We start from the raw sequence: 26,673 nt of genomic DNA on the forward strand, positions 1-26,673 counted from the left end.
GGAGGGATGGGTGCGCCCTGTGCCCCCGCCCCTAGACCCCCGCCCTCTTCTGCGCATCCTCCACCAACCGCACAGCGTCATCGACTTGGCCCTCGTCCTCCAGCACGAGGGCCAAGTCGTGCACGGCCACGGTGATCTGGTCGGCGGCGGCGAACATCCCGGCGTCCGGCATCACCCGAGGCTCCACTCCGGGCGCCTCCACGGTCTGTGCCCACCGGGCCATCTCCCTGGCCAGTCCCAGGGCCTCGGCGGCTGCGCTCCGCTGCAGCCGACTCTGCGGCGCCGCCCTCAACCGGTCGGCAAAGTGATCCACGGCTTGCGTCAGGCGCGTCGTATCCACCACGCCGTGAGCGTACGCGCCGTACCGAGACTGTTGCCAACGGGCGAACCCTCAGGCACCGTGACCTGAAGGACCGGCTTACATCCCCTTTGCGTCCGGAGGCGCCGATGTCCCACGTCCTCTCCGAGGAGACCCACCGCAACATGCTCGCCCGCATCCCCCACTGCACCGGTCGTGAAGTCTCCGACTGGCTCCGCACCGTCGAAGACGGTCCGGCCCTCTTCCGCTTCGAGGAAAAGGTCAGCTGGCTCCGCCACGAACACAACCTCGCGTACGGCCACGCGAAGGCGATCGTCCACGAGTACGACCTGAGGAGGGCGGCGCGCAAACTCCTTTAGGCGCGCACAACGACAAGGGCCCCGGGAGAAACCCGGGGCCCTTTCACGTCTGCCGCTTCATGTCTGCCGCTTCACGTTGCCGCGCGAGCGGCGTACGTCAGTCGCTGCTGTTGAGGATCGCGATGATCCTCAGGAACTCCATGTAGATCCACACCAGCGTCATCGTCAGACCGAAGGCCGCCAGCCACGCCTCCTCGCGCGGCGCGCCGTACGCGATGCCGTCCTCGACCTGCTTGAAGTCCAGGGCCAGGAAGCAGGCACCGAGCAGGATGCCGACGACACCGAAGACCACGCCGAGCGGGCCGCTGCGGAAGCCGAGGCCGTCACCGCCGCCGAAGACGGCGAACAGCAGGTTCACCATCATCAGCAGGACGAAGCCGAGCGCGGCCGCCATCACGAAGCCGTAGAACCGGCGGTTGACGCGGATCCAGCCCGCCTTGTACGCCACCAGCACCCCGGCGAAGACCGCCATGGTGCCGATCACCGCCTGCATGGCCGCACCGTCGGCGATGCGGTTGTCGACGATGTTGGACAGAACGCCGAGGAAGACGCCCTCGAAGGCGGCGTACGTCAGGATCAGCGCGGGCGAGGCCTTGCGCTTGAAGGACTGGACGAAGGCGAGCACCATGCCGATGAGCGCGGCGCCGATGCCGATGCCGTACGACCGGCCGATGTTCGCGTCGTCGATGGGCAGCAGCGCCCAGGCGAGCGCGGCCGTGACGATCAGGACGCCGAGCGTGCTGCCGGTGCGCAGGACGACGTCGTCGATCGTCATCCTGCCGGTGGCCGGAGCCTGCGGCGGTGCGCCCTGCTGCAGGTCCTGCTGTGCGTACGGGTTCTGGGCGTACGGGTTGCCGGCCTGTGGCTGGGCATACGGGTTGCCCTGCGTGCCTACGGCTGCGCCCCCGGCCTGCGGCGCGGTGTTGAAGCCCGCGTAGCCGTTGTCGCGGCTGAACCCCCGTCGCGAGAAGACCGGGTTGCTGCTCCTCATTTCACTCCTCCATGGCCGCCGTGTGTGGGCCTTGGCTCAAGAGTAATAGGTAGGCAAAGGAATGCCCCTAGTGCTTGGGGAGGATCTTTCCCTTGTCGTGGTCGGCAACACGCTACGCGAACGGGTGATTCCCGCCACGGCCGGGTCGTTTCACCCGAATGGGAACCCGGTGTACGCCTCGGCGAGGTCCGTCTCGGCGGCCCGGGAGGAGGAGATCCGCTCCAGACGGGCCAGTTGGAGGCGGTCCTCGAAGGCGGTGGCGTCGGGGGCGCGGTGCAGGAGGCTGGTCATGTCGTAGCTGAAGCGCTCGGCCTGCCACACCCGGCGCAGACAGGTCTCGGAGTAGGCGTCGAGCAACTCCGCCGATCCCTTCTCCTTCGCGTACGTCAGTGCCCGCGCGAAGGTCACCACGTCCCCGACGGCCAGGTTGAGTCCCTTGGCTCCGGTGGGCGGCACGATGTGGGCCGCGTCCCCGGCGAGGAAGAGCCGGCCGTACCGCATGGGCTCGTGGACGTAGGAGCGCATGGGGGTCACCGACTTCTGGGTGATGGGTCCGCGGGCCAGCCGCCAGTCGTCGGCGGTCTCGAAGCGGCGCTCCAGTTCCGCCCAGATGGCGTCGTCGCTCCAGGAGTCGGCGTCCGTGCCCTCGGGGACCTGGAGGTAGAGACGGGAGACGGACGGGGAGCGCATCGACAGGAGCGCGAAGCCGCGGTCGTGGCGGGCGTAGACCAGTTCGTCGTGCGAGGGCGGGACGTCGGCGAGGATGCCGAGCCAGGCGAAAGGGTACGTCCGCTCGAACACCTGGGTGAGCCGGGCGGGGATCGCCTTGCGCGCCACCCCCCAGAAGCCGTCGCAGCCGACGACGTAGTCGCACTCCAGGACGTCTTCCCTGCCCTCGTGGCGGAAGCGGACGCGCGGCCGGTCGCTGTCGGCGTCCTCGACGGCCAGCGCCTCCGCCTCGAACAGCAGGGGGCCGCCCTCGGCGAGCTGAAGGGCGATGAGGTCCTTGCAGACCTCGGTCTGGGCGTAGACCATCACCGACCGGCCACCGGCGAGGGCGGGGAAGTCGACGCGGTGACGCTGTTTGGCGAACCGCAGTTCGATGCCGTCGTGGCGCAGACCCTCCCCGTCCATGCGCGCCCCTGCGCCGACCTCGCGCAGTACGTCGACGGTGCCCTGCTCCAGGATCCCGGCCCGCTGCCGATGTTCGACATAGGTACGGTCGCGGCTCTCCAGGACGACCGAGTCGATGCCCGCGTCATGGAGCAGCCGGGCCAGGAGGAGGCCGGCCGGACCGGCTCCGATGATGCCGACGGTGGTGCGCATCGACCAGCCTCTCTGTTCGCCCTTTTGTTCGCATGGTGAAGTTTGTTTCACCAACTTTAGGACGTGAGTCTGCGACCGCACGTGCCCGCTGTCAACGGTCGTGCGGTGAACTCTTCAATGGAGGGTGCAGGGATCGAAGGCCACGAAACGGCGGTTCGCAGAGGTACGGAAGTGCCCGGAGCCGGACTTGAACCGGCACGCCCGCGAAGGGGCAGCGAGGTTTAAGCTCGCCGTGTCTGCATTCCACCATCCGGGCAGGCCATGGGCTCCGCATCGAGGTTCCGAGCCTATCGGGAGGCTCCCCCCGAACATCGGGCGGGCGGACCGATGTTGTCTTATTTTATTGAGGCCTGAGGGAGCATCAGCACCTGGAACAGGCCATCCGCACTTGCCAGCAGCCTTGCGCGCGCCGCTCGGCCACGCATGCGGAATGACGGAATTTCACCGCCTGAACGAGGACGCTCCACCTGTTCTTGACGTCTCCTGTCCTCAGGGGTGCCCGTCATCCCCAGGTATGACAGCGCACGGTGTGGTCCGACCCGAGGCTGTCTTCAGAACCGGAACAGCGGCTGACTACACGGCGACTTGAAGCGGCCACGATTGAACACGTCCCGTCGGGGCCCCATCCGTCGTCGTTCCCTCAGGAGTGCCTACTCGTGACCACCGCATCCATCGCCGACCGGACCACCGCAGTGGCCGCGCGCGCCACGGATCTGTCGAAGATCTACGGACAGGGCGAGACCCAGGTGGTCGCCCTGGACCGGGTCTCCGTCGAGTTCCGGCAGGCCGAGTTCACCGCGATCATGGGCCCCTCCGGCTCCGGCAAGTCCACGCTGATGCACTGTGTGGCCGGCCTGGACACCTTCTCGTCCGGTTCGGTGCGCATCGGCGAGACGGAACTCGGGTCCCTCAAGGACAAGCAGTTGACCAAGCTGCGCCGGGACAAGATCGGCTTCATCTTCCAGGCCTTCAACCTGCTCCCGACGCTGACGGCCCTGGAGAACATCACCCTCCCGATGGACATCGCGGGCCGCAAACCGGACAAGCAGTGGCTGAACTCGGTGATCGGGATGGTCGGCCTGGCCGACCGTCTCAGCCACCGTCCCTCCCAGCTCTCCGGCGGCCAGCAGCAGCGCGTCGCGGTGGCCCGCGCCCTGGCCTCCCGGCCCGAGATCATCTTCGGCGACGAGCCGACCGGAAACCTAGACTCGCGCGCGGGCGCGGAGGTCCTCGGCTTCCTGCGCAACTCCGTACGGGAGCTCGGGCAGACGGTGGTGATGGTGACTCACGACCCGGTGGCCGCGGCGTACGCGGACCGGGTGGTGTTCCTGGCGGACGGACGGATCGTCGACGAACTGCACGGACCGACCGCGGACTCGGTCCTCGACCTGATGCGGCGCCTTCCTGGGGGCAACCCCCAGACCCCCGAGTTCGACGCGAAGGGCCGTACCAGCTGATGTTCCGCACCGCCCTGCGCAACGTATTCGCGCACAAGGCCAGGCTGCTCATGACCGTGCTCGCCGTTCTGCTCGGCGTGGCCTTCGTGTCGGGAACCCTGGTCTTCACCAACACCATCTCCGAGGCCTTCCAGAAGAGTTCGGCCAAGGGCTTCGACCAGGTCGACGTGGCCGTGGAGGCCGAGACCCAGGAGGACAAGGGCGACACCGTCGGCAAGACGGCCGAGCTGACGCAGGCGCTGCTCGACGACAGCGCGAAGGTGCCGGGGGCCGCGTCCGCCGTCGGCGTCGTCAACGGGTTCACCGCGATCGCCGACAAGGACGGCAAGCTCATCGGCGGCGGCTTCCAGTCGCAGGGCGGCAACTACTGGGGCACCAAGGACACCCGGTATCCGCTGGCCGAGGGCCACGCCCCGAGTGGCGCGAACGAGGTCGTCATCGACTCGGAGACCGCGAAGCGCGCCGGGTACAAGATCGGCGACACCGTACGGATCTCGGTGGACGGTCCGGTCCTCACCCCGAAGATCGCCGGCATCTTCACCACCGACGACGGCAATGTCGCCGCCGGCGGCAGCCTCGCCCTCTTCGACACGGCCTCGGCCCAGCAACTGTTCGGCAAGAAGGGCACGTACGACCAGATCGACGTGCGGGCGAAGTCCGGCGTCAGCCAGAGGGCGCTCAAGGCGGAGCTGGACAAGGCGCTGCCGAAGGACCTCGTCTACACCACGACCGGGCAGCAACTGGCCGACGACCAGGCGAAGATGATCTCCACCTCGATGTCCGGGATGAAGCAGGGCCTGCTGGTGTTCGCGGGCATCGCGCTGTTCGTCGGCACGTTCATCATCGCCAACACCTTCACCATGCTGGTCGCCCAGCGCACCAAGGAGCTGGCGCTGCTGCGCGCGGTCGGCGCCTCCCGCCGGCAGGTCACCCGGTCGGTGCTGCTGGAGGCGTTCTTCGTGGGCGCGGTGGCCGCGGTGACCGGCCTGGCCGCCGGGATCGGCATCGGGGCGGGCCTGCGGTCGCTGATGGGCTCGATCGGGGCGACCGTCCCGGACGGGCCGCTGATCATCACGCCGGGCACGGTCGGCGCGGCCCTCGCCGTCGGCGTCCTCATCACCATGCTGGCCGCGTGGCTGCCCGGCCGCCGGGCCGCTAAGATCCCGCCGGTGGCCGCGATGAGCAGCCTGCACGCACAGGCCACCACCAAGTCGCTGGTGCTGCGCAACACGCTGGGCGCGCTGTTCTCGGCGGCGGGTGTCGCGGTGGTCCTGGCCGCGACGACGATGTCCGGCTCGGACGGCCAGGCCCCGATGGGCCTCGGCGCGGTCCTGCTGATCATCGGCGTCTTCATCCTCACGCCCCTGCTGTCCCGCCCGCTGATCGCGGCCGCGGCACCGGTGCTGCGGGTGTTCGGCGTCTCGGGCAAGCTGGCCCGTCAGAACTCGGTGCGCAATCCCCGTCGTACGGCGGCCACCGCCTCCGCGCTGATGATCGGCCTCACCCTCATCACCGGCATGACGGTGATGGCGGGCAGCGTCCAGAAGTCCATCGACAAGATGGCCTCCTCGGCGATCCGCGCGGACTACGTGGTCTCCATGGCCAACGGCAACGAGCTCTCCCCCGACGTCGAGAAGAAACTCGGGGGGATCCACGACGTCACCGCCGTCAGCCCGCTGCGCAACGCCCCCTCCCGCATCGACGGCGAGAGCGAGTACCTCACCGGCGTCACGGGCGACGCGATCGGCAAGCTGACCGACCTCAAGGTCGACGACGGAGCCTTCAAGGTCGGCGGTACACAGGTCGTCGTGGACGATACGACGGCCAAGTCGCACGGCTGGAAGGCCGGTTCGGACTTCACCGTCGCCTACGAGGACGGCAAGAAGCAGCAGCTGACCGTCGCCGGGGTCTACGAGGGCAACGAGATGATCCAGGGCATCATCCTGGACAACACCGCGCTCTCCCCGCACCAGTCGGACCCGGGCGACATGCAGGTGATGGTCAAGACGTCCGACGGCGCGTCCGGCGCGACGAAGGACAGGCTGGAGAAGGCCCTCGGCTCCAACCCGGCCATCAAGGTGCAGAGCAAGCAGGACCTCTCCGACGAGATCGCGAAGATGTTCACTCTGATGCTGAACATGCTCTACGGGCTGCTCGCGATGGCCGTGATCGTCGCGGTGCTCGGGGTCATCAACACCCTGGCGATGTCCGTCTTCGAGCGCTCCCAGGAGATCGGCATGCTGCGCGCGATCGGCCTGGACCGCAAGGGCATCAAGCGGATGGTCCGCCTGGAGTCCCTGGTCATCTCGCTCTTCGGCGGGGTGCTCGGCATCGGCCTCGGGGTGTTCTTCGGCTGGGCGGCCGGTGAGCTGCTGGGCACGAGCCTGCCGACGTACGAACTCGTCCTGCCGTGGTCCAGGATGGCCGTCTTCCTCCTCCTGGCGGCGGCGGTGGGCGTCCTGGCGGCGCTGTGGCCGGCCCGGCGGGCGGCCCGCCTGAACATGCTGACGGCGATCAAGTCGGAGTAGCCGGAACAGCGGTACGAGCAGGGGCACGGCAGTCGGGCCCGCTTCCTTCGACGGGAAGCGGGCCCTTCTTTTCGTTCGGGTCTTCGTCCGGGTCCTCTTTCGGGTCAGTTCCAGGTGCGGGAGCGCAGGGGCATTCCGGAGTCGCCGGACTTGGGGGTCCGGACGGCGAGGACCTGGTTGACGCCGATCTGGTTGTGTTCGAAGGCAAGTGCGGAGGCGGCCATGTAGAGCCGCCAGACGCGGGCCCGGCCGGGGCTGGTCAGCCGCACGGCCCGGGCCCAGTCGGCCTCCAGGTTGGCGACCCAGCGGCGCAGGGTGAGGGCGTAGTGCTCGCGGATCGACTCGACGTCACGCACCTCGAACCCGGCGCGTTCGAGCTGGGTCACGGTGGTGCCGATCGGGGCCAGCTCACCGTCGGGGAAGACGTAGGCGTCGATGAACTCGTCGATGTCGTACGTGGATTCGTCGTGGTGCGGGCGGCGGCCGATCTGGTGGTTGAGCAGCCGACCGCCGGGCTTGAGGAGCCTGAAGAGATCCTCGGCGTACTCCAGGTACCGTTCGGAGCCGACGTGTTCGGCCATCCCGATGGACGAGATCGCGTCGTACGGCCCGTCGGCGACGTCCCGGTAGTCCTGTACGCGGATCTCGACCCGGTCGGTCAGTCCCTCGCCGGCGACCCGCTTGCGGGCGTACGCGGCCTGCTCGTCGGAGAGGGTGATGCCGACGACGCTCACGCCGTGCTCACGGGCGGCGTGGATGGCCATGGAGCCCCAGCCGCAGCCGACGTCGAGGAGCCGCTGACCGGGCCTCAGGGCGAGCTTGCGGGAGACGAGTTCCAGCTTGTCGCGCTGCGCGGCCTCCAGGGCGCCGCCGTCTGCTTCGGGGGTGGGCCAGTAGGCGCAGGAGTACACCATGGACGGCCCGAGGACGATCTCGTAGAAGTCGTTTCCGACGTCGTAGTGGTGGCTGATGGCCCGTCTGTCGGTGCGCTTGGTGTGCAGGCCGCGGCGTGGTCTGCGGACCTCCTCGCGCGGCGGGGCGGGGGGCAGCGGGGGCCCTGCGAGGGCGATGAGTCCGCGGGCGGCTGCGCGGAACTCGGGGTCGCGGAGTGCCTGGGCGAGAGTACGGGCGTCGTCCCCGCGCTCCCAGACGAACCCCGACATCAGGTCGAGGCCGGCGTAGAGATCGCCCTCGATGTCCAGGTCACCGGCGACCCAGGCACGGGCGAGACCCAGCTCGCCCGGCTTCCACAGCAGGCGGCGTACGGCCCGGCGGTTGCGCACCACGAGGGTCGGCGCACCCGGCGGCCCCGCCTGCGACCCGTCCCAGGCGCGGATACGCACCGGCAGAGGGGCTCCCAGCAACTGTTCGACGAGGCTTTTCAGCCGCTGCGCGGCATCCGGCATGACGTGCACCTCCGTGGCGGTGGATCCCGGAATGTCCAACACCACGTAAACACCTGCGGGGCCGGGCCGCAGTCCCCCATGCGCGTTACGCCTTGGTAAAAAGCATGTAGATGCCAAGGGCTTTCCCGTGCCGCGAGGTCGGGTCAGAGCGCGCCGCGTGCGTACGGCGTGATGTCGACGCCGATGCCGTAGGAGGCGTCGGCCTTGAGCAGGCCCCGGTGGGTGCAGGTTCGTGTTACGGCGACCATGCCTATGCCTTCGTGCTGTGGCGGGGCAGGTCCACCGTGTCGATCGTGGCGAAAGTCATCCGGCAGCCTCCGCGTCTCCGAGGCCGACGTCGGCCCATACGGTCAGCCCGCTGCCGGTACGCCGCGTACCCCACCGGTCGGCCAGTGCCTCGGTGATCAGCAGGCCGCGGCCGTGTTGCTGCTCCGGGCTCGGCCGCCCTGCCGCGCCCAGGGGCGACGCCGGTGGGCACCCCTGGCCCTCGTCGGTGACGCCGATCGTGACCGTGCGGGAGGCGAGGGCGCAGGTGACGGTGATGGTGTGGCTGTCGGTGTGCTCCAGGGCGTTGGCGACCAGCTCTCCGGTGATCGTTTCCAGGTCGTCAGTCGTATCGGGCGACAGCCCCCACACTCCAGCCGTGTCCCGCACATAGCGCCGGGCGGCACTCGCGGAGGTGAGGTCGCGACCGGCGAGAGTGAGCAGGCCGAAGCCTCGGGGGGCGGTCGGGCCGTGCGCCAGAACGTCGTGGAGGACCGTTGGCGGCGACGGCGCGATGGTCACTCCGCCTTCCCGGGCCCACCGGTCCCCGCGGAGGCGACAGCCCCGCGCGACCGCGATGAGCAGCATGTCCTCAAGCGCGTCCGTCAACTGGCATGTCAGGTCGGCGAATTCTGCAGCCTCACTCGGCCCACACTCCGGGAGTCCCTCACGCACGCGCCCCAGAAGCCGCTGCGCGAGCCCGAGTTGCACTTCCTCGATCCGGTCGGCCAACCGAGAGGCGACGCCACCGTCGCCGTCCGTGAGGAGGAGGCAGGGCTGGCCTTGGACGCCGGTCCAGGGCAGGAGCCGTAGGCGGTCCGCTCCCTCATTCATGACGCGGCCCCCAGTACGGCGTGGATGTCCCGGAGGTCGAGGTCGACACCGTAGGTGGCACACCAGAGAGCGCCGCGGCGCAGGCGCTGAAGGCGGGCCTGTTCCTCGCGCTCGTGTGCGGCGAGGTAGGGACGGACGAGGGCGGTGGAGGTGCCGTCGATGGGGGTGCGCCAGTGGCGGACGGTAGGAGCGAGGCGGCTCAGCGCCGGGAGAGTTGTGGCGGATCGAGAAGCCCGTGGCGGCTGGCCCCTCGATGGCAGAAGCGGTGCTCGATGGCGCCCAGTCGGCCCGGCGAACAGCCGTACACAGTAGACGAGTTGGCTAACCAGCCGCCGCATAGGGACTCCTTCGACGAAGTGAAGCTCAGGGCATGAGCGCGCCGCACATAGCAGCCACCATCAGTGACCGATCCAACACGCGATGCACTCATTGAGTATGCTGCCATTGAATTTCAACAATCGAGGTACAGCGCCTCAACTCTCCCTCGACAGGGTGAACTTCAGGGAGAGAGCACTGCGCGCGCTGGCCCCGCATACGCTCTGGATGCCGCACCGCAGGCAGGGCGCGCGAGTGAGCATGACGGCCGAGTGGGAGACAAGACGGTGACCGTACGAGGATCAGCGGGCCCTGCTGGCCGCATGCAGATCGCCCGTGGGCTCAAGGCGCTCCGTACCCGGGCCGACCTCACACAGTCCGAAGTGGCCAAGCTCGCGGGAGTCTCGGTCGGGACCGTGAACCGCTACGAGACATGGCAGGACCGCGCCAAGCTCAGAATCCCCACCGTGAGAGCGATCGCAGACACCTGCGGCGCCACATCCACGGAGTTGGACGCCCTGACACAGCTCGTCCGCAACCAGGAGAACGGCTGGTGGATGGACCATCCTGCCGTTCCCGAGGTCATGGACCCGCTGATGTCCTTCGAGGATGTCGCCGAATACGAGCATGTCTTCGCAAACGCTCTGGTACCGGGCCTGCTCCAGACCCCCCGATACGCCCTCGCTCTCCACGAGGCGCAGGACGTCCGTACCACTGCCGATGTCATCACGAACAAAGTGGACGCCCGCATCAAACGCCAGTCGATTCTTGAGCGTTCGCCCGCACTGCACCTCTGGGCGGTACTGGACGACTCGGTCCTCAGGCGACATGTCGGCGGCGCCGACGTGATGGCAGAGCAGATCGGCCACCTGCACGCCCTGGCGCAGCGGCCAAACGTGGACATCCAAATCCTGCAATTCACCGCGGGCGCCCACGCGGCCGGCTCGGGCGGCCACTTCCTGATCCTCGGGCGTGACGATGCAGGCGACCCGCTCAGCAGCATGAACGTGGTCTATTTGGAGATCCACAAGCGAGGTCTCTATCTCGACGCCCCCGGCGATGTGCAGAGCTACAAACTCATGTTTGACTACCTGCGATCACAAGCGGCCGACACGTCGGTCAGCCTTGAGCTGCTGGCCGCAGCACGACAGGAGTTCACCCGATGAGCGAAACGCCAGCCACAGCCCAGCTCACGGCAGGAAGCTGGTTCAAGAGCAGCTACAGCGCAGCAGACAACGAGTGCGTGGAGGTGGCCTGTTCCTTGCCGCGCGTGGGCATACGCGACTCGAAGATCTCCGGCCAGAGCGGGCTCATCGTCAGCGCTGCCGCGTTCGGCTGGTTCGTCCGCGGGTTGAAGTACAGCGCCGATATCCCTCGTTGAGCCCGTTCACCGTTGTCCCGAAGGGACAGCGGACGCGGTCGCCGCACGCGGTGATCTGGACGGCGTGCGTCTGGTCACGACCCCCGGTCCCGTACGTCCGGGTCTCCGCAGCTCCCACCGGCCGTCTCGAGGACTAGTAGTGCTTCGTTAGGTTCTGGGCTGTCTGCGGCTGCTCCGGGGGCTGGGCAGGGGGCGGCCGCAGGTGGTGCAGGTACCGGTCCAGCACCTCAACAGGTCCTGAAGAACGTCGAGGACCTGGTAGAGAGTCAGGCCGGTGTGCGGACTTTTGGGTCGAGCCGCCTGAGGGTGAGGAATGCCTGGGCGGCAGTGACGAGGGTGACGTGGTGGTGCCAGCCACGCCAGGTGCGGCCCTCGAAGTGGTCCAGTCCCAGGCCGTGCTTGAGCTCGCGGTAATCGTGCTCGATCCGCCAGCGCATCTTCGCCCACCGCACCAGGTCAGCGGCAGGTGTGGTGGCAGGCAGATTCGATACCCAGTAGCCCGTCGGAGTGTCCTGGCCGTCCGGCCATTCGACCAGGAGGGTCCGGGCGGGCAGGACGCCGTCCCACTGGTTGCGGCCGCCGCCCGCCTCCTGGGCTGCGGCCAGGGACTGCTTGCCCGCGGGCCGCACTGTCAGCACCGCGAACCGTGAGGTCATCGCGCCTTTGCTGCCCTGCCTCCAGGTCACCTCGGTGAACCGCTCCACACCCGCCTCCGCTGCGAGGACGCAGACGGCTCGCGGTGGGGTGCGGTAGCGGGCAAGGGTGGGCGGGCCGAGTCCGCCATAAGCAGGCTGGTGCGGCTCAACATCCTCCCAGTGGGCGACTTCCTTCCCGGCCAGGGCCAGGACATAGGACAGCCCTCGCTCCTCGAGACCGAGCCGGAACGGGGTACTGACGCCGTAGCCGGCATCGGCGACCACGACCGGCGCCTTCAACTGCCACTGGGCGAGGGTGTCCAGGAGGCCGAGCGCCAGACGCCACTTCTCCTGGTGCACCACGTCGTCGGGGACTCCTGCCCTGCGGCATCGCTCCGGCGCATCCGTCCACTCACGCGGCAGATACAACTGCCACTGCAACGGGCACGAAGCGGTGTCGGTGGCGGCATGGACACTGACTGCGACCTGGCAGTTCGCCCGCTTGCCGACCGCTCCGCAGTACTGGCGGGCCACCCCGACCGACGCCCTGCCGCACTTGGGGAACGACACATCGTCGATCACCCACACCTCGGGCCCGACAACGTGGGACAGCCGCTCGGCGATCCGCCGCCGCACCGGCACCGGATCCCACGGCGACTGGCTCACGAACTGCTGCAGGGCCTGCATGTTCCCGTCCGGCAGACGCTCGGCCATCGGCTGGATCGACTTGCGCCTGCCGTCCAGCATCAGACCCCGCAGATAACACTCGCCCCACCGCCGCTGATCCCGCCGCGGCAGCGACCCGAACACATCGGCAACGAACTCCGCTAACTCACCCCGGAGTCGTTCCATCTCCCCCAACCTCATACCAGGAAGATGCCCACACCAGGCGAGATCACCCAACGTAACGAAGCACTACTAGGCCGTTTCGTTCGGATCATCTGATCGTTGGTCTGTGTGTGCCGTTGACTGACGCGCAGTGGGCGCGGATCGAGCCGTTACTCCCGGACCGGACGCCGAAGCGGGGTGGACGGTGGAGGGACCATCGCGAGGTGATCGACGCGATCGCCTTCAAATTCAAGACCGGCACGCAGTGGGTGCACCTGCCAGAGAGGTACGGCAACTGGCGGGGCGTCTACAACCGGCTGCGGATTTGGGCCGTCGACGGAACCTGGGAGCGGGTGTTCACCGCGCTGATGGCACAGGCCGACGCCGAAAAGGATCTGAACTGGGCCGTGTCGGTGGACTCCACGGTCGTGCGGGCCCGCCAGCATGCGGCCGGGGCTCGGAAAAAGGGGCCCCGGCCGGCGAGCCGGGCGACCACGCCCTCGGCCGGTCCCGCGGCGGACTGACCACGAAGATCCACCTCGCCGCCGACGACCGCTGCCGGCCGCTGGCCTTCGTTCTTACCGCCGGACAGGCTGGCGACGCGCCCGCCTTCACGGAGGTGATGGCCCGCCTTCGCGTTCCCCGACGCCATGGACGGCCGCGCACCAGGCCCGACGTGGTCCTGGCCGATAAGGCGTACTCCTCCCGCGCGATCCGCAACCACCTGCGACAGCGCGGTATTCGCGCGGTGATCCCCGTCCCGGCGGACCAGCAACGTCACCGACTGCGTCGGGGAAACCGCGGCGGTAGGCCACCGGGCTTCGACCGCGATGCCTACAAGCAGCGCAACACCGTCGAGCGGTGCATCAACCGCCTCAAGCAATGGCGCGGCATCGCCACCCGCTACGAGAAGACCGCGACCATCTACCTGGCCGGACTCCACATCGCCAGCAACTTTCTATGGTCCGCCCGATGATCCCCACGAAATCGATTAGCCCCAGGTGAGCGGGTCGAGATGGAGGTAAAAGTGGAGGCGGTCGTGGTCCAGGGCGATGCCGTACTTCTCGGCGAACGCCATGTCCGCAGCCCGTCCCCGCTCCTCGTCTGGCCATGTCTCTCGCGCGTTGGCGAGCAACAGCGCCAAGTCGGCGTAGCGGTCGGCCAGCCCGAGGCGGCCCAGGTCGATGAAGCCTGACACGTCCAGGGTCCGCGGATCGAGGATGATGTTGGGCAGGCACAGATCCCCGTGGCAGACGACCGTGTCGGCGACTTCCTGTTCCCGCCGCCGTGGGACCTGCCGGGTGAGGCGGTCCAGCAGCTCCGAAGCGGGCTTGTGTTGCTGCTCGACGGGGAGGAACTCCGGGTTGACGGCGTCGCGGGCCACGACGTCGCGCGCCACGGCGACCGTAGCGTCCAGGCCCCGGCGGAATGGGCACTGCGACACGGGCACCTCGTGCAGTCGGCGCACCGCGTCCGCGATGGGTTCCCAGGCGACCCGCAGGTCCTCAGCGGGCACCTGATCAGCAGGTATGCCGGAGACGGCACTGGTCATCAGGCAGGCGCCGGCGTCACCGGAGTGCCAGTCGAGCACTCGGGGACCAGGCACACCCTGATCGTTCAGCCATGCGACCCGGTCGCGCTCGGCCTTCAGGTCGGCTGCACTCGCAGCGGACACGCACTTGGCATACTGGGTGGCGTCCGCGCTGCGAAAGACAACTGCTCCCGACTCGCCAGCGGTGACAGGCAACCAGTCGCCGTCCCCCACCCCGAGGAGCACCGGCGATAAGACCTGAGGCCCGGGGTGATCGCTCATGGCTGCCACTTTAGCTAGCCCGGCAGTCGGCCCGGGACCGCAGGGTCTCTGCAATACCACGTACCCGGCATGCGGCAAGGCGTGATCCGAACGAAACGGCCTAGGGGTGTGGCCGGCACCAAGGCGTTCGCCCAGTCGGGCGGTTCGGCCCACCCCGAACTGGTGGTTGCCTCGAAAGAACCGGAGTGATGATGCAACTCAGTCCGTCCCGCAACCGGGCAGTCCTGTCTCACCCGATGCTCGGCGCGCCGCCCGGCAAGCTCTCGGCATTGGCGCAGTACCGGATGTCCTGGGCAGCGTGTCGGATGGTGTCGGCAACGAGGCCGGCCACACTCTCGCGCACGGTGGGATCCTTCATGTCCGAGCCGTTGCCGCCCACACCGACCGAGACCTCCAGGAGATCCTTGCCGCCCGAACGGACCGGGCAGTCGACAAAGAGGTGGGCGCCAGGGCCGTTCAGATAGCCCACCGCGTCCCCGAGCGTGAGGGGCGTCCTTCCAGATTTTCCGGCATCGCGCTCAACGTCTTCGCGCGCGTGGTCGCCTCCTTGGAGAAGCCGGTACTCGACCTCGACGGTCACCCCTCCGCCGGACAGCAGACACTGCCCAAGCCCCCAGTCCCTCATGGCGTCTTGGCTGTGTCCGGCGGAGGCGAAGTTGTAGGCGTTCTTCTCCTGGAACTTCTCACCGTGCTCAGGCATGAGGCCCTTCACGTTCCCGCCGGGCAGCGACTTCTCGCACACCTTTCCGGGCACCGCCACGGCAGCGTCTTCGTCTGGCCACAACAGCCATACACCGGCGGCGACCAGAACCAGTAGTACGGCAACCATGGCGGCGGAGATCTTCCACGGTGCACGGCCCGCCGGGCTGCTCTTGGCCGCCAGGACTGTCTCTGTCATGTCCTCATCCTGTGGCTGCCGTTCGTCTTCGTTGCCGAAGGTCTGCCCACGGCCCCCGGCGTCGAGAGGCCAGGGTCAGGGAATGGCACAGGTCTTCGTCTGCAGGAGCTACTTCACGGCGATGGGCGGTTCCGCCGGAACCTTCGGGTTGTTCTGGCAGTCGAAGGAGCGCGCCACGACGCCGGCGGAGTGCAAGAGGTACTTCATGTGGACCCGGGCATCGGTATCGCCGGTGAGGGTGTCGTGCATGACTCCCTCGATCGGTACCTCGTTCTCCTGACCTGCCGGTGCGCCGGAAATCCGACACTTCACATAGATGTAGTACTTGCCGCTTCCGTTCTTTCTTTTTGCGTGCACCAGCTTAACGTCAGCGTTTACCGGGGTGGCTGTTTTGGTGCCTTGAGCGCCCGCCTTCTCGTCGACGGAGAAGTCGAATGGAACTATGGACGCGCCGTAGTAGATCGACAGGTTCTTGTTGGTCGTAGCGCCCGACGTCTTGACCACCCTGCACAGTTCGGAGTTGCTGAAGGTGGGGATTTGCGTGCTCTTCGGGTCCCAGGCCTTCGCATAGCCGTAGAACAGCGATCTGGCACTCTTCAGGTCCTCGGAGTCGGACGCCACGCCCGTCTTCTCCTTGGCACTGTTCTTGACCCACTCGACGCCGGCTGCCCCGAGCAACTGCTCACAGGTCGACGGCTCGTCGGCAGTCGTCTCCTTACCGTCCCCGTCGCCGGACGTGCAACTTCCCGTCCCCAGCAGCAGTACGAGCAGAGAGCTGGCGGCGGCCTTTCGCATCCTCACCATCCCGCGCGTCATCGGTGTCGGTGCATTCTCCAACGTCGCTGCAGACGCCAGCGCATCCCTCGCCATGGGGTGTCTTTCTGCCCACAGCTCGCGGCGCCGAGAGCAGCGAGTCACTGAAGGGCCGCGGGCGGCTCCGCAGGGATCGTCGGGTTGTTCTGGCACTCCAGGGCGGCAGTCATCGCTCGCGCGGAGCGCAGCAGGTACTTCATGTGGTCGCGGGCCGAAGTGCCGGTGGTGAGAGTATCGGTCATCACGCCCGCCAGTGGAGTCTTGGCCGCCTGCCGCGGCGAAGTGCCGGGAATCTTGCACTTGACGTACACGCCGTACTTGGGAACTCCCTTGTAGTCGTCCACCTCATGCAATTTCACATTCGAGTTGACCGGGGTGAAGACCCCATCCTCGACGCTCTTCGCCTGGAAATCGAAGGGGAGGGATGAGGGACCGAACTCTACCTTCAGTTCTTTCTTCTTTCCGGCGTCGAAATAAGTCAACGTGCATAGTTCTGACGACCAGTGGGGTCCATCCGAGCCCCCAGACCCCACCTGCTTGTAGTGTTGCGCCCGCGCTTCCTTCAGATCGACGCCGCCTCTGTCCAAGTCACTGCCACCGGGCAAATCTGCATGGTTTTCGGCCCACTTGATTCCCTCAGCTCCGAGGGTTTCTTCGCAGCCGTCTGCAGGCGATTTCGCCGCGCCGTCGACCGCGGTACAGGATGCGACCGTCAGGACCAGGGACACCAGGGCCACAGAGACGCCGGGAATTCTCTTCATTAGAATCCTCGCACATCCTTGGTGTCGCTACGCGCGCGGCCCTTATTGTAAGCTTCTTCCGCCTCGTCCGACAAATCCCAGATATCGTCATCGGACATGCCGCTCGACTTCCCGTAGTTCAGGAGCGGAATCATCGCATTGCGCTGGCCTGCGTCTCGAGCCTTGTCGATTCCCTTTAGCGCGTCGTCAGTATTATCGAACTCATTCTCCTGGAGCCAGTCGAGAGTCTGATTCGACATATGGGTCTCCGCCGCCCCGCCGACCACTTCGAAGGCGAGCGGCACGGCGATAGCCGCAGCCGCGCCGGCTGGAATGATCACTTCTGACGCCACCCCCACTGTGGTGCCGATCGCGGCACCGGCGGCAAAGTCCCGCCAGGCTCCCTGTTTCTCCAGCTCCCTGTTGGCGGCTTCCTTCTCGTCGGCGAACTCGTGGCCGATACTCTCGAACCGAGACTGATCGAGCATGCCGTGCATCATCATGCTGTGCATCGCGACCCGCTTCACATCCCCTTCGTCGCCCCCCTGCGCTGCCATGACGCTAGAACCGTAGGCCTGCTGGGCCGCCGACACCGTGTTATACGCATCCTCATCGGCTGCCACGGCACGAAGAAAATTCGTGGTACTGGTCGCGCCGAAGTCGGCGAGGTGGTTCTTTTCCGCACCGAAACGGGCGTCGCGTCCGTTCACGTTCCCGTCTCCGCTGCCACCGAATTCGGCAGCCGAGAAATTTAGGCTGTCAATGTGACCCGACGCCATACGCGCCAAACTCTCACTGATGCCCGACTGCTTCTCAATCACATCCGCTGAGCTGTAATTGTTCACGACCCTCGACATCAGATCGGTTCGCGCCTCTCGAGCCTCGATCTGAGCCTCGGTTTTCATCGGCGGAATGCTGGGATTTTCGTCATCGTACGCATACCCCAGCGTGGCGGACTCCAGCGCGTGGCCGAGATTGTCGAAGCCCGTCGGCTTGCCGTCATCGCCCAACGGCCACTTGCGGGCGTCGTTGCCATGGCCGACGAGGTAGTCCCAGTTGTCGAGCTTCTTGCCGTCCGCCGTAGTCGAGTCGTTGAAGAACTCCAGGGACGCCTCGGGGTTGTGGCCGAGGGCCTCCATGTAGCCGGCGACCGGATCGTTGGCGTTGCCGGTGGGCGGGTAGCTGAGGTCGGTCGTGTCGCGCCAGGCGACGCCGGGGTCGCCGGGATACTCGCGCTCGTACTTGAGCATCGCGTCGCCGTAGTCGTGCAGGAAGTCGTCGTCGAACTTTCCCTTGCCCATCAGGCTGCTCATCACCTGGTAGCCGTTCGGGCCCATGGGCATGGCGGGGTCGACGGGGAAGATCTTGGTGCCGGACGCGATCACGTCCTTTTTCCAGGCCTCCATGGCCTGGCTGTCGCTGTGGGAGGCGTTGGCGAGGGACATACTCAGGTTGTCCTGTACGTGCCCCAACATCTTGGCCCGGTCGCCCTCGACCGCGCCGCCGGGTGGGGCGGCGAGGTCACGCCAGAACTGGAGAGTGCCGTCCGCTCCCAGGCCGGTGGCGAAGGACTCGGTGAAGCCGGGGTTGTCTCGCTGGTTCTCGAGAGTCTCGTTGAAGCGCGCCAGCTTCTCGTCGCTCCACTCGGAGACGTCGCCCTTGGCCACCTCCTTGCGCCAGTACTCGGCGTCCGCCTTGCCCTGGTCGCGGTCGGCGTCCTTCAGGTTGTCCGGGCCCTGGTCGGTGAAGTCGTACTTGTTCCTGGCAAGTTGGCGCAGCGCCCGGGCCGCGATGCGGTCGGTTTCAGTTGCCTCCCAGAGGATCCTGGTGATCCTGCTCTGGGCGGCGTCGAGTTCCCCGTCCGTGGGCTTGTGGATGTCGGCGTCACCGCCGGCCTGGCCGGAGGGGACGGAGGCGGCGACCTTCCCGTTGCCGTTTACGTAGATGTTGCTCTTCGCCAGCTCGTCGATGGCGGTGCGAAGGCTTTCCTTGTGCTTCTTGAAGGCAGAGTGCGCGTCACGCAGAACCGCCAGCACGCTCTTCGCCTCGTCGGCCGCGTCCGCGAACTGCGCCGCCGTCTTCGTGACGAACTCCCGCGAGACCGTGGCGTTGGCGCCCTTCCAGTTCGCGGCGTTGGCCTTCTTCTCCAGATCCGTCGCGCTGACCTCGCCGTTGCCGCCGGTGGCCAGTAACTCCAGTCTGCCGACCATGGTCTTCCAGTCGGAGACCGCGGTGTTCAGCGTGCCCAGGCGCAGGTCCGTGAGTTCCTGCGCGGTGAGTGTTTCCGTCGCCATCTTCGTCAGCCCCGCCGCCGCTACTTGAAGTACTCGTTGATGCGGGAGACCGTCATCAGGTCGCCCGCAGCGTTCCGCATGCCGGTCACGACGGCCGCGTCGTCCTTGGCGTGCTGGGCACGGCTGAAGTCCAGATGGTTGGAGATGTGGGCGCAGGCCTCCTTGAGCGTCTGCTGCTGCGTGTTCCACGCGTCGTGCAGCTCGGTGAGCGCGGACCCCATGTCCAGGCCGTCGTTGAAAAGGTCGATCGATGCCGTGAAGGTGCTGGGCCGTGCGAAGTCCGCGTCCACCCGGAATTTCCCGAGCAGGTCGTACGCCATGTTCCCGAGCTTGCCCAATTCGTCGTCATGGACGACCAAATCGCCGGAGCTACCGCCACCACCCTCCGCAGGCAGCTGGTTGAGCCGCATCTGCGTCGAGCCCCCATGTGCCGCGTCGGACTTGAGTTGCTCCCACTCGTCCCAGGCCATGCCCCGTAACCCTCCCGCGTTCCCCGTGATCCCCGTGCCGCGTCAGTCGCGAAACGCGCGACTGATTGCGGATTTCCTTACCCAACTCTCAACGTATCAACGGCGGCGACGGCCCTGAGTAGTCGAGGGCACACTCGCATCATTGCTTCACACTTGCCTCGTCCGGACGACGCCGGGCTGCTCGCGCGTGAGTGAGGGGGCCGGAGCACGCCGAAGGGGCCGCCCGCACCACGGATGGCGGGCGGCCCCTTCGGGACGTTCGGTGACCGGAGGTCAGGAGGCCTTGGCCTGCTCGGCCTTGGGCTTCTCCTCGGCCTTGCCGGCCTTGCTCGCGGCAGCGACCGGCGCGGGCTTGGCAGCCTCGTAGAACTCCTCGCGGGGAGTCTCCAGGGCGCCCAGCGCGACGACCTCGCGCTTGAGGAACATGCCGAGAGTCCAGTCGGCGAAGACGCGGATCTTCCGGTTCCAGGTCGGCATCGCCATACCGTGGTAGCCGCGGTGCATGTACCAGGCGAGACGGCCCTTGAGCTTGATCTTCACCTTGCCCATGACGATCATCGCGACGCCCTTGTGGAGGCCGAGGCCCGCGACAGCACCCTTGTTGGCGTGGCTGTAGTCCTTCTGCGGGAAGCCCCGCATACCGGAGATCACGTTGTCGCCGAGGACCCGCGCCTGCCGCAGCGCGTGCTGCGCGTTCGGCGGGCACCAGGCGTTCTCGTTGCCCGCCTTGCGGCCGACGAGGTCCGGAACCTGGGCGTTGTCACCGGCGGCCCAGATGTAGTCGGTGCCCTTGACCTGGAGCGTGGGCTCGCAGTCGACGTGACCGCGGGGGCCCAGGGGGAGGCCGTAGCGGGACAGGGCCGGATTGGGCTTGACGCCGGCCGTCCAGACGACGGTGTTGGAGTCGACCTCGAGGCCGTTCTTCAGCACCACGTGGCCGTCGACGCAGGAGTCCATGGAGGTGGACAGGTAGACCTCGACCCCGCGGGTCTCCAGGTGCTCCTTGCCGTACTGGCCGAGCTTGGGGCCGACCTCGGGGAGGATCTTGTCGGCGGCGTCGACGAGGATGAACCGCATGTCCTCGCGGGACACGTTGTTGTAGTACTTCGCCGCGTCGCGGGCCATGTCCTCGACCTCGCCGATGGTCTCCGCACCCGCGAAGCCACCGCCGACGAAGACGAAGGTGAGCGCCTTGCGGCGGATCTCCTCGTCGTTCGTGGAGTCGGCCTTGTCCAGCTGCTCCAGCACGTGGTTGCGAAGGCCGATGGCCTCCTCGATGCCCTTCATACCGATGCCCTGCTCGGCGAGGCCGGGGATCGGGAAGGTGCGGGAGACCGCGCCGAGCGCGATCACCAGGTAGTCGAAGGGCAGCTCGTACGCCTCGCCGACCAGCGGGGCGATCGAGGCGACCTTGCGGTCCTGGTCGATGGTGGTGACCCGACCGGTGAGCACCTCCGCCTTGGGCAGCACGCGTCGCAGCGGGACGACGACGTGGCGCGGGGAGATGCTGCCGGCGGCGGTTTCGGGGAGGAAGGGCTGGTAGGTCATGTACGACCGGGGGTCGACGACCGTGACGGTCGCCTCGCCGTAGCGCATCTTCTTCATGATGCGCCGAGCTGCGTACAGGCCTACGTACCCACCGCCTACTACGAGGATCCTGGGACGCTCCGTGGTGCTCATGGCATCGAGTATCCACCCGCCACTGGACCATCGCTCGTGCGCCCCTTCACAAGCATGGTCGGGGTGTGTGCTATCCTCCGCGACTCGCGTGATCCACGTCATGGCGTGAACCGGGAACCTGTGCACAGTGGATGCCGTTGTCAATGCCGCGTGAGCTGCTCCTCCGCGCCACCAGACCCTCCCGTGAACCCCTCTCGCCAGACCCTCCGCACCCCCTCCGAAGCGTCCCCGCCCACCCCTTCTGAACACGTTCAAAGGGGTGTTGACCCCCCGGACGGGTCAACGGGGCGACTTTCGTCCTCCGAGAGGGCCGATTTCCTTGTGAAGAACTTCACGAACTTTCTCGGGAGCATGTCACCGAGGGGCCCGCAACGACCCCTCAGAGGCGCTCATACGTTCTCCGACCTGCTCAGCAGAGGGCGATCGGGATCATCGGCGGGTGCCGTCTCCGGGCCCGAAACCGGGCCGAGGTGTCCCCAGCCGCTGGGGGTCGGCCTGGACGGACACAGAGCACCCTCAGTGCGCTTCGAGGAGGTGGGCGGAGGCGTGTCGCAGGACTTCCCGCAGGATCGGTGGAGTTGCCCAGGGGATCACGGATCGGAGGGCTGCGACGGACCGGACGTCCTTTTCGAGCAGTAGCGACTCGTGCAGTTCCGCGATCAATGGAGGGAGCACGTGCGCGCAGCCGCTTGGATGCTCGCAGGCCACACCCGCGAGAACGCCCAAAGACCAGCCGATCCCGTCGAGCATCGCCTACGAAGGCGACTCGCTCGCCGCATGGAACGCGATCCCGTCGAGGATGTCGTGCTCGCTCACCACGACCTCCTCCGCGCCCGTCCGTTCCATGATCGCGAGGAGGACGAGGGCGCCCGCGCCGATCACGTCGACGCGGCCCGGGTGCATGGAGGGGACGGTCGCGCGCTCGGCGTGGGTGGAGCGCAGCAGCCAGTCGGTGATCTCTCGGACCCGGTCGTGGGAGACCCGGGAGTGGTGGATGGCCTCAGAGTCGTACTCGGGGAGGTTCTGCGCGATCGCGGAGATCGTCGTCACCGAGCCGGCCAGGCCCACCAGGGTGCGCGCCTCGCGCAGCGGGACCGTCTGTTCGGCGAGGTCGAGGGCGGCCTCGATGTCGGCCCGTATAGCCGCGATCTGCTCCTCTGACGGCGGGTCGGACACGACACCGTCCCGGACGAGGTGGCGCTCCGTCATACGGACGCAGCCGACGTCCACCGAGCGGGCCGCGCGCACATGGTCCTCGCCGACGACGAACTCGGTCGAGCCGCCGCCGATGTCCACGACCAGGAAGGGCCGGTGCAGGTCGTCCCGTCCGGCCAGCTCCCGTGTCGCGCCGGTGAAGGAGAACTCGGCCTCCTGGTCGCCGGAGATGACCTCGGGCTCGACGCCCAGGATGTCCAGCACCCCGCGGACGAACTCGCCCCGGTTCTCGGCGTCCCGGGAGGCCGAGGTGGCCACGAAGCGCACGCGCCGCGCACCGTGCTCCTTGATGACCGCCGCGTACTCACGGCAGGCGGCGAAGGTCCGCTCCAGCGCCTCGGGGGCGAGGCGGCCCGTCTTGTCGACGCCCTGGCCGAGACGGACGATCGTCATACGGCGGTCCAGGTCGACCAGTTCCCCGGTCTCCGGGTCGGCGTCGGCGACCAGGAGCCGGATCGAGTTCGTACCGCAGTCGATGGCGGCGACCCTTGTCACTTGGCGTCCTCCTGAGCACGCGTCACACACGTGCCCTTGCGCCACCACTCCGGCAGCATCTCCAGCGCCTCGTCGCCCAGCGGGTTCACCCCGGGGCCGGCCGCGAGGGAGTGGGCGACCAGGACGTGCAGGCACTTCACCCGGTCCGGCATGCCGCCCGCGCTGGGGAAGCCAGTCAGCTCCTCGATCTCGTCGCGGCGCCGGATGTAGTCCTCGTGCGCGGCACGGTAGGCGGCGGCCAGCTCCTGGTCGCTCTCCAGACGGGCCGTCATCTCCTTCATCACGCCGTTCGCCTCCAGCGTGCCGATCGCCGAGGCGGCCTTCGGGCACGTCAGGTAGTACAGCGTGGGGAAGGGGGTGCCGTCGGGGAGGCGCGGGGCCGTCTCCACCACGTCCGGCTCGCCGCACGGGCAACGGTGCGCGATCGCGCGCAGGCCGCGCGGCGGGCGTCCGAGCTGCTGCTGGAAGGCCTCGACGTCGGCGTCGGTGGGCTCGGTGCGCGGGGTGGGCGGCGGGGGCGTTTGCATGCCTGTAGGAGAGTCTCTCTGGATTGTCTGTCGGTTCACTGGTCGGAGGCGTCGGACGAGTCGACGCCGTCCCAGACGTTCGCGTACCAGGGGCGGTCCGCCGCGCCCAGGTCGTTGCGGGACTGCTTGGCGGCGTTCGGGTCGATGACGACGAAGCCCGTCTCACCCGGCATGACGTAGTGCAGCCGCTGCCGGATCTGCTGCTCCGCGTACGCGTCGTCCTGCCACCGTGCCTTCAGGTCGCGCAGCTGCTCGACCCGTTCCCGGGTCCGCTCCTGCTTGCGCTGCACCTCGGCGATCTCGGCGCGCTGGGCGACGTACTGCCTTATGGGATAGGCGAGCGCCACGATCAGCGTGCACAGCACGAGGGCGAGCAGCGCGGCACGGCCGGTGAGCCGGGAGCGACGGGCCTGCCGTTTGGTCTGGGAGCGGTAGACACGGGCGGCCGTCTGCTCGCCGAGCAGCCTGATCCTGGTCGTGGTGGAGAAACGGTCCCGGTCCTTCACGGCCATGTCCCCGCCTCCCGTCTCACACGTGCGTACGTCCCCGGACACGGTACGGGACCGGGTACGGGGACGTACGTACGACTGGCTAAGGCTTGGCCCTCAACAGGTCAGCCCTTTGAGTTCTCGCCGCGGCTGTGCTCACTGGTGCGCACAGCGGCTGGGCTGCGCTTACCGGTTCGCAGAACGGCCGTGCCTACTGGTTCGCGGAGCGGCTGTGCTGACTGGTTCGCAGAGCGGCTGCGCTGACTAGTTCGCAGAGCGAAACCGCGGGAAGGCGGAGCGGCCGGCGTACACCGCGGCGTCGTCGAGGATCTCCTCGATGCGCAGCAGCTGGTTGTACTTGGCGACGCGCTCGGAGCGGGCCGGGGCGCCGGTCTTGATCTGGCCGCAGTTGGTGGCGACGGCGAGGTCGGCGATGGTGACGTCCTCGGTCTCACCGGAGCGGTGGGACATCATGCACTTGAAGCCGTTGCGCTGGGCCAGCTCGACGGCGTCCAGGGTCTCGGTCAGCGAGCCGATCTGGTTGACCTTGACGAGCAGCGCGTTGGCGGCGCCGTCGTCGATGCCGCGGGCCAGGCGCTCCGGGTTGGTGACGAACAGGTCGTCGCCGACCAGCTGGACCTTGTCGCCGAGCCGGTCGGTGATGGTCTTCCAGCCGGCCCAGTCGTCCTCGAACAGCGGGTCCTCGATGGAGACGAGCGGGTACGCCTCGACGAGCTCGGCGTAGTAGTCCGTCATCTCGGCGGCGGAACGCTCCTTGCCCTCGAAGGTGTAGACGCCGTCCTTGTAGAACTCGGAGGCGGCGACGTCGAGCGCGAGGGCGATCTGCTCGCCGGGGGTGTAGCCGGCTTCCTTGACCGCCTCGAGGATGAGGTCGAGGGCCTCACGGTTGGAGCCGAGGTTCGGGGCGAAGCCGCCCTCGTCGCCGAGACCGGTGGACAGGCCGCGGCCCTTCAGCACCTTCTTGAGGGTGTGGTAGACCTCGGTGCCCCAGCGCAGCGCCTCGGAGAAGGACTCCGCGCCGATCGGGGCGATCATGAACTCCTGGATGTCCACGTTCGAGTCGGCGTGCGAGCCGCCGTTCAGGATGTTCATCATCGGCACCGGCAGCAGGTGCGCGTTCGGGCCGCCCAGGTAGCGGAAAAGCGGGAGGTCGCTGGCCTCGGAGGCGGCGTGGGCGACGGCCAGGGAGACGCCGAGGATGGCGTTGGCGCCGAGGGAGCCCTTGTTGTCGGTGGCGTCCAGGTCGAACATGGCCTGGTCGATCAGGCGCTGCTCGGTGGCGTCGTAGCCGACCAGCTCCGGGCCGATCTGCTCGATGACGGCGAGGACGGCCTTCTCGACACCCTTGCCGTGGTAGCGGTTGGGGTCACCGTCGCGGAGCTCGATGGCCTCGAAGGCACCCGTGGAGGCACCGGACGGAACGGCGGCACGACCCGTGCTGCCGTCGTCGAGGCCGACCTCGACCTCGACCGTGGGGTTGCCTCGGGAGTCCAGGATTTCCCGGGCTACGACGACGTCGATGGACGGCACGAGCATCTCCTTCTGGGATGTGACGCGGGTACGCGGGGCCGCGAGGCCCCATGGTGCACGGAGTCGCGGTCGGCTCCGCGGGATGAGCCTAACCGCCCAGGGGCGATCGGCCAGCCTGTCGCCCACCCCTTGGGCAGAACCGAGAGGAAATTGTTTCCGAACGGAACAAAGCGTGGCGAGGAAGAGCGCGCGAAGTCGCGAGAAAGTCCGTACGAAAAAGCCCCGCTCCGGTGCGTACGGGGGAGACGCACCGGAGCGGGGAGCCCGTGGGGGCGGGGGCCCTCACGAGGTCCTCAGTGTGAGGACCACGGTTGTGAGGGCGCTGTGGTTCGGGTGGGCGCCGCCTACTACTTCAGGTGCAGCTGCTGACCCGGGTAGATGAGGTTGGCGTCCTGGACGATGTCCTTGTTCAGCTCGAACAGCTTGGCCCAGCCGCCCTTGACCTTGTGCTTCTCGGCGATCGAGCTGAGGGTGTCACCCTTGACGACCTTGTACTCGCCGTCACCCTTCTTGACCTTCTTGCCGGTCGGGGTGGTGACGGTCTTCTTGGCCGCGGGGCGCTCCTGGGAACGGGAGGCCGGCTGCTCGGAGGAACGGGTGCTGGTCTCCGAGGAGCTGGAGCTGTTCGAGCTGCTGGAGCTGTTCGACGAGGTGTCGGTGCTGCCGTCGTAGCCGGAGCTCGACAGGCCCTTGCCGCAGACCGGCCAGGCGCCCTTGCCCTGGGAGGAGAGAACCTTCTCGGCGACGGCGATCTGCTGTGCCTTGGAGGCCTGGTTGGCCTGCGAGGCGTACTGCGTGCCGCCGTACGCGGCCCAGGTCGAGGCGGAGAACTGCAGGCCACCGTAGTAGCCGTTGCCGGTGTTGATGGACCAGTTGCCGCCGGACTCGCACTGGGCGACGGTGTCCCACTCGGAGGCGGTGGCGGCGGAGGCGTTGCCGGCCGCCATCAGCGGAGCGGCGATGGCGACACCGGTGACTCCGGCGATCGCGGCGGCGCGAGTGGTCTTGTTCGGACGACGGTGCTTGCCCTTGCCGGAAAACAGCAT

At 67.7% G+C, this 26,673-nt stretch carries 24 protein-coding genes, 1 tRNA gene and 1 pseudogene; 6 read left to right on the plus strand and 20 right to left on the minus strand.

Going from position 1 to position 26,673, the window contains the following annotated elements:
* Window positions 1-31: 31 nt before the first annotated feature.
* Entirely contained in the window at window positions 32-343 is a 312-nt protein-coding gene (locus OHA64_RS19765; protein ID WP_405614785.1) for a hypothetical protein, read from the minus strand.
* A 104-nt stretch (window positions 344-447) separates the two neighbouring features.
* Here OHA64_RS19765 and OHA64_RS19770 point away from each other — a divergent pair, with 104 nt between their 5' ends.
* Window positions 448-678 carry a DUF4287 domain-containing protein gene (locus tag OHA64_RS19770; protein WP_067433987.1) on the plus strand — a complete coding sequence of 77 codons (231 nt, stop codon included), beginning with the start codon at window positions 448-450 and terminating at the stop codon, window positions 676-678.
* Window positions 679-775: 97 nt separating this feature from the next.
* Here OHA64_RS19770 and OHA64_RS19775 read toward each other — a convergent pair whose 3' ends face one another.
* The 3 genes from OHA64_RS19775 to OHA64_RS19785 all read right to left on the minus strand — a co-directional run bounded on the left by OHA64_RS19775 (window position 776) and on the right by OHA64_RS19785 (window position 3,251).
* Window positions 776-1,669, minus strand: coding sequence for a Bax inhibitor-1/YccA family protein (locus tag OHA64_RS19775; protein ID WP_405614788.1), 894 nt, complete (start codon window positions 1,667-1,669; stop codon window positions 776-778).
* 150 nt (window positions 1,670-1,819) lie between these two features.
* Window positions 1,820-2,995: a 4-hydroxybenzoate 3-monooxygenase gene (locus OHA64_RS19780; RefSeq protein ID WP_405614790.1), complete on the minus strand. Its 1,176-nt coding sequence runs from the start codon at window positions 2,993-2,995 to the stop codon at window positions 1,820-1,822.
* Window positions 2,996-3,167: 172 nt separating this feature from the next.
* Window positions 3,168-3,251, minus strand: a tRNA-Leu gene (locus OHA64_RS19785).
* Between the two features lie 400 nt (window positions 3,252-3,651).
* Here OHA64_RS19785 and OHA64_RS19790 point away from each other — a divergent pair.
* Complete coding sequence (locus OHA64_RS19790; protein ID WP_405614792.1) at window positions 3,652-4,452, plus strand: ABC transporter ATP-binding protein; 801 nt, start codon at window positions 3,652-3,654, stop codon at window positions 4,450-4,452.
* Entirely contained in the window at window positions 4,452-6,980 is a 2,529-nt protein-coding gene (locus tag OHA64_RS19795) for an ABC transporter permease (protein WP_405614795.1), read from the plus strand. Before OHA64_RS19790 ends, OHA64_RS19795 begins: the two co-directional genes overlap by 1 nt.
* A 104-nt stretch (window positions 6,981-7,084) precedes the next feature.
* Here OHA64_RS19795 and OHA64_RS19800 read toward each other — a convergent pair whose 3' ends face one another.
* From OHA64_RS19800 to OHA64_RS19810, 3 genes are all read right to left on the minus strand, one after another.
* Window positions 7,085-8,386, minus strand: a complete 1,302-nt coding sequence (locus tag OHA64_RS19800; RefSeq protein ID WP_405614797.1) for a class I SAM-dependent methyltransferase — start codon at window positions 8,384-8,386, stop codon at window positions 7,085-7,087.
* Between the two features lie 303 nt (window positions 8,387-8,689).
* Window positions 8,690-9,484, minus strand: coding sequence for an ATP-binding protein (locus OHA64_RS19805; protein ID WP_405614799.1), 795 nt, complete (start codon window positions 9,482-9,484; stop codon window positions 8,690-8,692).
* Window positions 9,481-9,822, minus strand: a complete 342-nt coding sequence (locus OHA64_RS19810; protein WP_405614801.1) for a hypothetical protein — start codon at window positions 9,820-9,822, stop codon at window positions 9,481-9,483. The genes OHA64_RS19805 and OHA64_RS19810 overlap by 4 nt, the downstream gene beginning before the upstream one ends.
* Window positions 9,823-10,122: 300 nt before the next feature.
* Here OHA64_RS19810 and OHA64_RS19815 point away from each other — a divergent pair, with 300 nt between their 5' ends.
* Both OHA64_RS19815 and OHA64_RS19820 read left to right on the plus strand, forming a co-directional pair.
* Window positions 10,123-10,965 (plus strand): Scr1 family TA system antitoxin-like transcriptional regulator, encoded by an 843-nt coding sequence (locus OHA64_RS19815; protein ID WP_405614803.1) that lies wholly within the window; start codon window positions 10,123-10,125, stop codon window positions 10,963-10,965.
* Entirely contained in the window at window positions 10,962-11,180 is a 219-nt protein-coding gene (locus OHA64_RS19820) for a DUF397 domain-containing protein (protein WP_405614805.1), read from the plus strand. The genes OHA64_RS19815 and OHA64_RS19820 overlap by 4 nt, the downstream gene beginning before the upstream one ends.
* Before the next feature lie 266 nt (window positions 11,181-11,446).
* On the opposite strand, the gene OHA64_RS19825 is transcribed toward OHA64_RS19820, so the two are convergent.
* A complete protein-coding gene (locus OHA64_RS19825) occupies window positions 11,447-12,682 on the minus strand; it encodes an IS701 family transposase (RefSeq protein WP_405614807.1) in 1,236 nt (411 codons plus the stop codon).
* 74 nt (window positions 12,683-12,756) lie between these two features.
* Between OHA64_RS19825 and OHA64_RS19830 the strand changes: the two are divergent.
* Window positions 12,757-13,619: pseudogene (locus tag OHA64_RS19830) on the plus strand (IS5 family transposase).
* 15 nt (window positions 13,620-13,634) lie between these two features.
* Here the strand turns inward: OHA64_RS19830 and OHA64_RS19835 are convergent.
* From OHA64_RS19835 to OHA64_RS19890, 12 genes are all read right to left on the minus strand, one after another.
* Window positions 13,635-14,456, minus strand: a complete 822-nt coding sequence (locus tag OHA64_RS19835; RefSeq protein ID WP_405614809.1) for an APH(3'') family aminoglycoside O-phosphotransferase — start codon at window positions 14,454-14,456, stop codon at window positions 13,635-13,637.
* Window positions 14,457-14,685: 229 nt separating this feature from the next.
* The gene (locus tag OHA64_RS19840) at window positions 14,686-15,354 is read right to left on the minus strand and encodes a hypothetical protein (protein ID WP_405614811.1); all 669 of its coding nucleotides are present in this window, start codon (window positions 15,352-15,354) and stop codon (window positions 14,686-14,688) included.
* A 108-nt stretch (window positions 15,355-15,462) separates the two neighbouring features.
* Window positions 15,463-16,224 (minus strand): hypothetical protein, encoded by a 762-nt coding sequence (locus OHA64_RS19845; RefSeq protein ID WP_405614813.1) that lies wholly within the window; start codon window positions 16,222-16,224, stop codon window positions 15,463-15,465.
* A gap of 44 nt (window positions 16,225-16,268) precedes the next feature.
* Window positions 16,269-16,928: a hypothetical protein gene (locus OHA64_RS19850; protein WP_405614815.1), complete on the minus strand. Its 660-nt coding sequence runs from the start codon at window positions 16,926-16,928 to the stop codon at window positions 16,269-16,271.
* On the minus strand, window positions 16,928-19,201 hold the full coding sequence (locus OHA64_RS19855) for a DUF6571 family protein (RefSeq protein WP_405614817.1): 2,274 nt from the start codon (window positions 19,199-19,201) through the stop codon (window positions 16,928-16,930). Before OHA64_RS19855 ends, OHA64_RS19850 begins: the two co-directional genes overlap by 1 nt.
* Window positions 19,202-19,221: 20 nt before the next feature.
* A complete protein-coding gene (locus tag OHA64_RS19860; RefSeq protein WP_405614819.1) occupies window positions 19,222-19,671 on the minus strand; it encodes a hypothetical protein in 450 nt (149 codons plus the stop codon).
* 273 nt (window positions 19,672-19,944) lie between these two features.
* Complete coding sequence (locus OHA64_RS19865) at window positions 19,945-21,351, minus strand: NAD(P)/FAD-dependent oxidoreductase (RefSeq protein ID WP_405614821.1); 1,407 nt, start codon at window positions 21,349-21,351, stop codon at window positions 19,945-19,947.
* A 753-nt stretch (window positions 21,352-22,104) separates the two neighbouring features.
* Window positions 22,105-23,061, minus strand: a complete 957-nt coding sequence (locus tag OHA64_RS19870; RefSeq protein ID WP_405614823.1) for an exopolyphosphatase — start codon at window positions 23,059-23,061, stop codon at window positions 22,105-22,107.
* Window positions 23,058-23,588: a DUF501 domain-containing protein gene (locus OHA64_RS19875; RefSeq protein WP_405614825.1), complete on the minus strand. Its 531-nt coding sequence runs from the start codon at window positions 23,586-23,588 to the stop codon at window positions 23,058-23,060. The genes OHA64_RS19870 and OHA64_RS19875 overlap by 4 nt, the downstream gene beginning before the upstream one ends.
* 35 nt (window positions 23,589-23,623) lie before the next feature.
* Window positions 23,624-24,100 (minus strand): septum formation initiator family protein, encoded by a 477-nt coding sequence (locus tag OHA64_RS19880; RefSeq protein ID WP_405614827.1) that lies wholly within the window; start codon window positions 24,098-24,100, stop codon window positions 23,624-23,626.
* 240 nt (window positions 24,101-24,340) lie between these two features.
* Complete coding sequence (gene eno / locus OHA64_RS19885; RefSeq protein ID WP_405614829.1) at window positions 24,341-25,627, minus strand: phosphopyruvate hydratase; 1,287 nt, start codon at window positions 25,625-25,627, stop codon at window positions 24,341-24,343.
* Between the two features lie 347 nt (window positions 25,628-25,974).
* On the minus strand, window positions 25,975-26,673 hold the full coding sequence (locus tag OHA64_RS19890) for a transglycosylase family protein (RefSeq protein ID WP_405614831.1): 699 nt from the start codon (window positions 26,671-26,673) through the stop codon (window positions 25,975-25,977).

Source organism: Streptomyces sp. NBC_00076, from assembly GCF_045041235.1.
In the GTDB taxonomy this organism is placed as follows: domain Bacteria; phylum Actinomycetota; class Actinomycetes; order Streptomycetales; family Streptomycetaceae; genus Streptomyces.